This window comes from Streptococcus sp. A12 (assembly GCF_905372335.1).
Lineage (GTDB): Bacteria > Bacillota > Bacilli > Lactobacillales > Streptococcaceae > Streptococcus.
In genome coordinates this window covers 1-4,609 of sequence record NZ_CAJPOU010000085.1, presented here as the reverse complement: position 1 = coordinate 4,609, position 4,609 = coordinate 1, and the positions used below count along the sequence as shown (strand labels likewise).

5 protein-coding genes and 1 riboswitch are annotated in these 4,609 nt (G+C 40.5%); all 5 genes read left to right on the top strand.

Going from position 1 to position 4,609, the window contains the following annotated elements; genetic code table 11:
- Nucleotides 1-141 precede the first annotated feature (141 nt).
- Nucleotides 142-244: riboswitch (TPP riboswitch) on the top strand.
- 69 nt (nt 245-313) lie between these two features.
- Nucleotides 314-604, top strand: coding sequence for a thiamine-binding protein (locus QZ158_RS07855; protein ID WP_084943170.1), 291 nt, complete (start codon nt 314-316; stop codon nt 602-604).
- Nucleotides 567-1,325, top strand: coding sequence for an ABC transporter permease (locus QZ158_RS07850; RefSeq protein WP_293887384.1), 759 nt, complete (start codon nt 567-569; stop codon nt 1,323-1,325). Before QZ158_RS07855 ends, QZ158_RS07850 begins: the two co-directional genes overlap by 38 nt.
- A gap of 37 nt (nt 1,326-1,362) precedes the next feature.
- A complete protein-coding gene (locus QZ158_RS07845) occupies nt 1,363-2,370 on the top strand; it encodes an ABC transporter substrate-binding protein (RefSeq protein WP_293887382.1) in 1,008 nt (335 codons plus the stop codon).
- Nucleotides 2,370-3,098 (top strand): ABC transporter ATP-binding protein, encoded by a 729-nt coding sequence (locus tag QZ158_RS07840; RefSeq protein WP_293887380.1) that lies wholly within the window; start codon nt 2,370-2,372, stop codon nt 3,096-3,098. Before QZ158_RS07845 ends, QZ158_RS07840 begins: the two co-directional genes overlap by 1 nt.
- 204 nt (nt 3,099-3,302) lie before the next feature.
- Nucleotides 3,303-4,609, top strand: a 1,307-nt coding sequence (locus tag QZ158_RS07835) for an FctA domain-containing protein (RefSeq protein WP_293887378.1), incomplete at its 3' end; no start/stop codon positions are given.

Below are 4,609 nucleotides of genomic sequence, written 5' to 3'. Positions count from 1 at the left end.
GGACTTTTTTCTACAACAAAATAGGCTCCATAATATCCATAGGGGATTTACCCACTATAAATATTATAGAGCCACTCTTTTTTCATGGTTTTCTGTAAGCAGTTTCCTTGACTTTTCCTTGTATTTGCGTTACTATATGTCCATATAAGATATGGGAGTCTGTGTACAGTCTGAGAGGAAGTGTTAAACTTCGACCGCACCTGATCTGGGTAATGCCAGCGTAGGGAACGATACTTAGCCGAATTCTGCACCTTTTCCATATATGGAAGGGGTTTTCTTTTTGTCAAAGGAAACCTGAGAAAAGGAGGTTTTTATGAAAGCAAGCATTGCCTTGCAAGTCTTGCCCTTATCACAGGGGATTGATCGAATTGCTATTATCGATCAGGTTATTGCTTATCTGCAAGCTCAGTCCGTGACTATGGTGGTGACACCCTTTGAAACGGTCTTGGAAGGGGAGTTGGATGAGCTCATGCGTATTCTTAAAGAAGCGCTAGAAGTGGCAGGGCAGGAGGCAGATAATGTCTTTGCCAATGTCAAAATAAATGTAGGAGAGATTTTAAGTATTGATGAGAAACTTGAAAAGTATACTGAGACGACACATTAGTCTATTGGGTTTTCTAGGAGTCTTGTCAATCTGGCAGTTAGCAGGAATATTCAAACTTTTACCCAAGTTTATCCTACCAACTCCCTTTGAAATTCTCCGGTCCTTTGTTCGTGACAGAGAATTTCTCTGGCACCATAGCTGGGCGACCTTGAGAGTGGCTTTACTCGGACTAGTCTTAGGAGTCTTGATTGCCTGTCTCATGGCTGTGCTCATGGATAGTCTCTCTTGGCTCAACGATCTTATCTATCCCATGATGGTAGTTATCCAGACCATTCCGACCATTGCCATAGCGCCTATCTTGGTCTTGTGGTTGGGTTATGGGATTTTACCCAAGATTGTCTTGATTATCCTGACAACAACCTTCCCGATCATCGTCAGTATTTTGGATGGATTTAGGCACTGTGACAAGGATATGCTGACCTTGTTTAGTCTGATGCGGGCAAATCCTTGGCAAATCCTGTGGCATTTTAAAATCCCGGTCAGTCTGCCTTACTTTTATGCAGGTCTGAGGGTCAGTGTCTCCTACGCCTTTATCACAACAGTGGTGTCCGAGTGGCTGGGAGGTTTTGAAGGTCTTGGTGTTTATATGATTCAGTCTAAAAAACTGTTTCAGTATGATACCATGTTTGCCATTATTATTCTGGTGTCGATTATCAGCCTTCTCGGTATGAAGTTGGTCGATATTAGTGAAAAATATGTGATTAAATGGAAACGTCCCTAAGATAGGATGTTTCAAAAAAAGAAAAGAGGAAATGAAAATGAAGAAAACATGGAAAGTGTTTTTAACGATTGTAACAGCTCTTGTAGCTGTCTTGCTTGTGGCTTGTGGGCAAGGAACTGCTTCTAAGGACAGCAAGGAGGCGGAACTCAAAAAGGTTGACTTTATCCTAGACTGGACGCCAAATACCAACCACACAGGTCTTTATGTGGCCAAGGAAAAAGGCTATTTCAAAGAAGCTGGAGTGGATGTTGATTTGAAATTGCCACCTGAAGAAAGTTCTTCTGACTTGGTTATCAATGGCAAGGCACCATTTGCTATCTATTTCCAAGACTACATGGCTAAAAAATTGGAAAAAGGTGCAGGAATTACTGCCGTTGCCGCTATCGTTGAACATAATACATCAGGAATCATCTCACGTAAATCTGACAATGTCAGCAGTCCAAAAGACTTGGTTGGTAAGAAATACGGTACTTGGAATGACCCAACGGAACTAGCTATGTTGAAAACCTTGGTGGAATCTCAAGGTGGAGACTTTGAGAAGGTTGAAAAAGTACCAAACAACGACTCAAACTCGATTACACCGATTGCCAATGGCGTTTTTGACACTGCTTGGATTTACTACGGTTGGGATGGTATCCTTGCCAAATCTCAAGGCGTAGATGCTAACTTCATGTACTTAAAAGACTATGTCAAGGAATTTGATTACTACTCACCCGTTATCATCGCAAACAATGACTATCTCAAAGACAACAAGGAAGAAGCTCGTAAAGTCATCCAAGCTATTAAAAAAGGCTACCAATATGCTATGGAACACCCAGAAGAAGCTGCAGATATCCTCATCAAGAATGCACCTGAACTCAAGGAAAAACGTGACTTTGTCATTGAATCTCAAAAATACTTGTCAAAAGAATACGCAAGCGACAAGGAAAAATGGGGACAATTTGACGCTGACCGCTGGAATGCCTTCTACAAATGGGATAAAGAAAATGGGATCCTTAAAGAAGACTTGACTGATAAAGGATTTACCAACGAATTTGTAAAATAATGACAGAAATTAGACTAGAACACGTAAGCTATGCCTATGGCGAGGAGAGGATTTTAGAGGATATCAACTTGCAGGTCACTTCAGGTGAAGTAGTTTCTATCCTAGGGCCTAGTGGTGTAGGAAAGACTACCCTCTTTAACTTAATCGCTGGGATTTTAGAAGTCCAGTCTGGGCGAATTGTCCTTGATGGCGAGGAAAATCCCAAGGGGCGCGTGAGTTATATGTTGCAAAAGGATCTCCTCTTGGAGCACAAGACAGTCCTTGGCAATATCATTCTGCCCCTCTTGATTCAAAAGGTTGATAGGGCAGAAGCTACTGCTCGAGCGGATGAAATCCTTGCTACCTTCCAGTTGTCGGCAGTACGAGATAAGTATCCTCATGAACTCAGCGGAGGGATGCGTCAGCGTGTGGCCTTGCTCCGTACCTACCTTTTTGGACACAAGCTCTTTCTCTTGGACGAGGCCTTTAGTGCCTTGGATGAGATGACCAAGATGGAGCTTCATGCTTGGTATCTGGAGATTCATAAGCAGTTGCAACTGACGACCTTGATCATCACACATAGTATCGAGGAGGCTCTCAATCTCAGTGACCGCATCTACATCCTAAAAAATCGACCTGGACAGATTGTTTCTGAAATTAAACTAGATTGGTCTGAAGATGAGGACAAGGAAGTTCAAAAAATTTCCTATAAACGTCAAATCTTAGCGGAATTGGGATTAAATACTTAGATCCTTAGGACAATATTATATATTAAATCCAACTAAGAACCTTGCTTAGATTTAATTGTTTCAAAGCTTATGCGGACATGGCATTAGCTGATTTATCCATCTATCTCATACGTTAATATAAAAATTAGTACATTATAGTTGACATAATGTTATAGACATGTATAATATAAATGAACCATTATGTACAATAAGGAGGAAAAAGTGGTGAAAAAGAGAACTAGCAAACTCTTTCATGGCCTGATGGCCTTGCTACTAGTAGTGTCAGTTTTTCTACCTGCACTTAAAGTTAGCACTGTTGTTCAAGCGGAGGAACTAGCAGCAAGCAGTTATACTATGAAAACTGTTTCAAAAATCAACAATAACAAACTTGTTGATGGCGCTAAGTACGGGGAAGGTAAATTCTATCTTCAACCAACTTATAGTTTCCCCAACGAAGTAACCCTCAAAGATGGGGATTACATGGTTTATCATGTTCCAAATGAATTTAAGATTGAAAAAGATTCTGTTACGGAATTGAAAGCACCAGATGGACAAACAACTATTGCTGAATTGACTACTAGCAAAGCAGACAATACAGCGACTGTCAAAGTGACAAATGCTGCTTACTTTGCTAATTTGTCAGAGAACAAGGAGATTACTGCCCTATTTACAGTCGTTTGGGCAGATAGTGTTAAACTAAACACTCCTTATCAAATTAATATCCCAGGTGACCAAGTTTACACTTTGACTCGTATCGTCCCAGATGATGACCCAACTGGATTTACCAAATGGGGAGTTCAAGACTCAGACGATCCTAACTATGTAAACTGGCGTATCCGTGTTAACCGCTATGCAAAATCTTACACAGGGGTTAAACTCGAAGATACGATTCCAGAAGGACAAGTTCTTGCAAGTGAAATTACTGGTTACTACTTTACTGAGTGGAACAAAGCTGAAGCTCGTCCAAGACTAGAAGCTGCCCATGTCAACGTTGTTGATGGAAATCACTTTACCATCACTCCAAACGGTGATGGTACAATGGACGGACAAGGTCTCTATATCCTATATAGAACTCGTCTAACTGCTCCAGTTGACAATGCAACTAAAAAAGCATTCAACGATGTAAAAGCGACAACCGATCAAGAAACATTTGATGTTCATGGATTTGCTCCTTTGACAACTACAGAAGGTATCGGTTCAGGTGCGAAGTCTGATGAGGTTGAATTCCAAGTTAAGAAAAAACTTGAAGGAAAAACTCTTGAGGCAGATGCATTTACTTTCCAATTGATTGCTCCAGATGGTTCTGTAACTGAAGCTAAAAACGATGCTGAAGGAAAAGTTAAATTCCCAGCAGTTAAATTCTCTAATGAAGGTACATTCAAATACCAAATTAAAGAAGTAAATGACAACAAACCTGGCTATACATACGATGATTCAGTACTTGAAGCAGAAGTTACTGTAGCAAACGTGTATGGTCAAAAGATTGCCAGCGTTAAATATAAAGATTCTAAGAAAGAATTTACAAACACATA

Bases quoted from the DNA above. Each gene is read 5' to 3' on its own strand.
- QZ158_RS07850 (WP_293887384.1), top strand. From the start codon at position 567: ATGAGAAACTTGAAAAGTATACTGAGACGACACATTAGTCTATTGGGT.
- QZ158_RS07845 (WP_293887382.1), top strand. From the start codon at position 1,363: ATGAAGAAAACATGGAAAGTGTTTTTAACGATTGTAACAGCTCTTGTA.
- QZ158_RS07840 (WP_293887380.1), top strand. From the start codon at position 2,370: ATGACAGAAATTAGACTAGAACACGTAAGCTATGCCTATGGCGAGGAG.
- QZ158_RS07855 (WP_084943170.1), top strand. From the start codon at position 314: ATGAAAGCAAGCATTGCCTTGCAAGTCTTGCCCTTATCACAGGGGATT.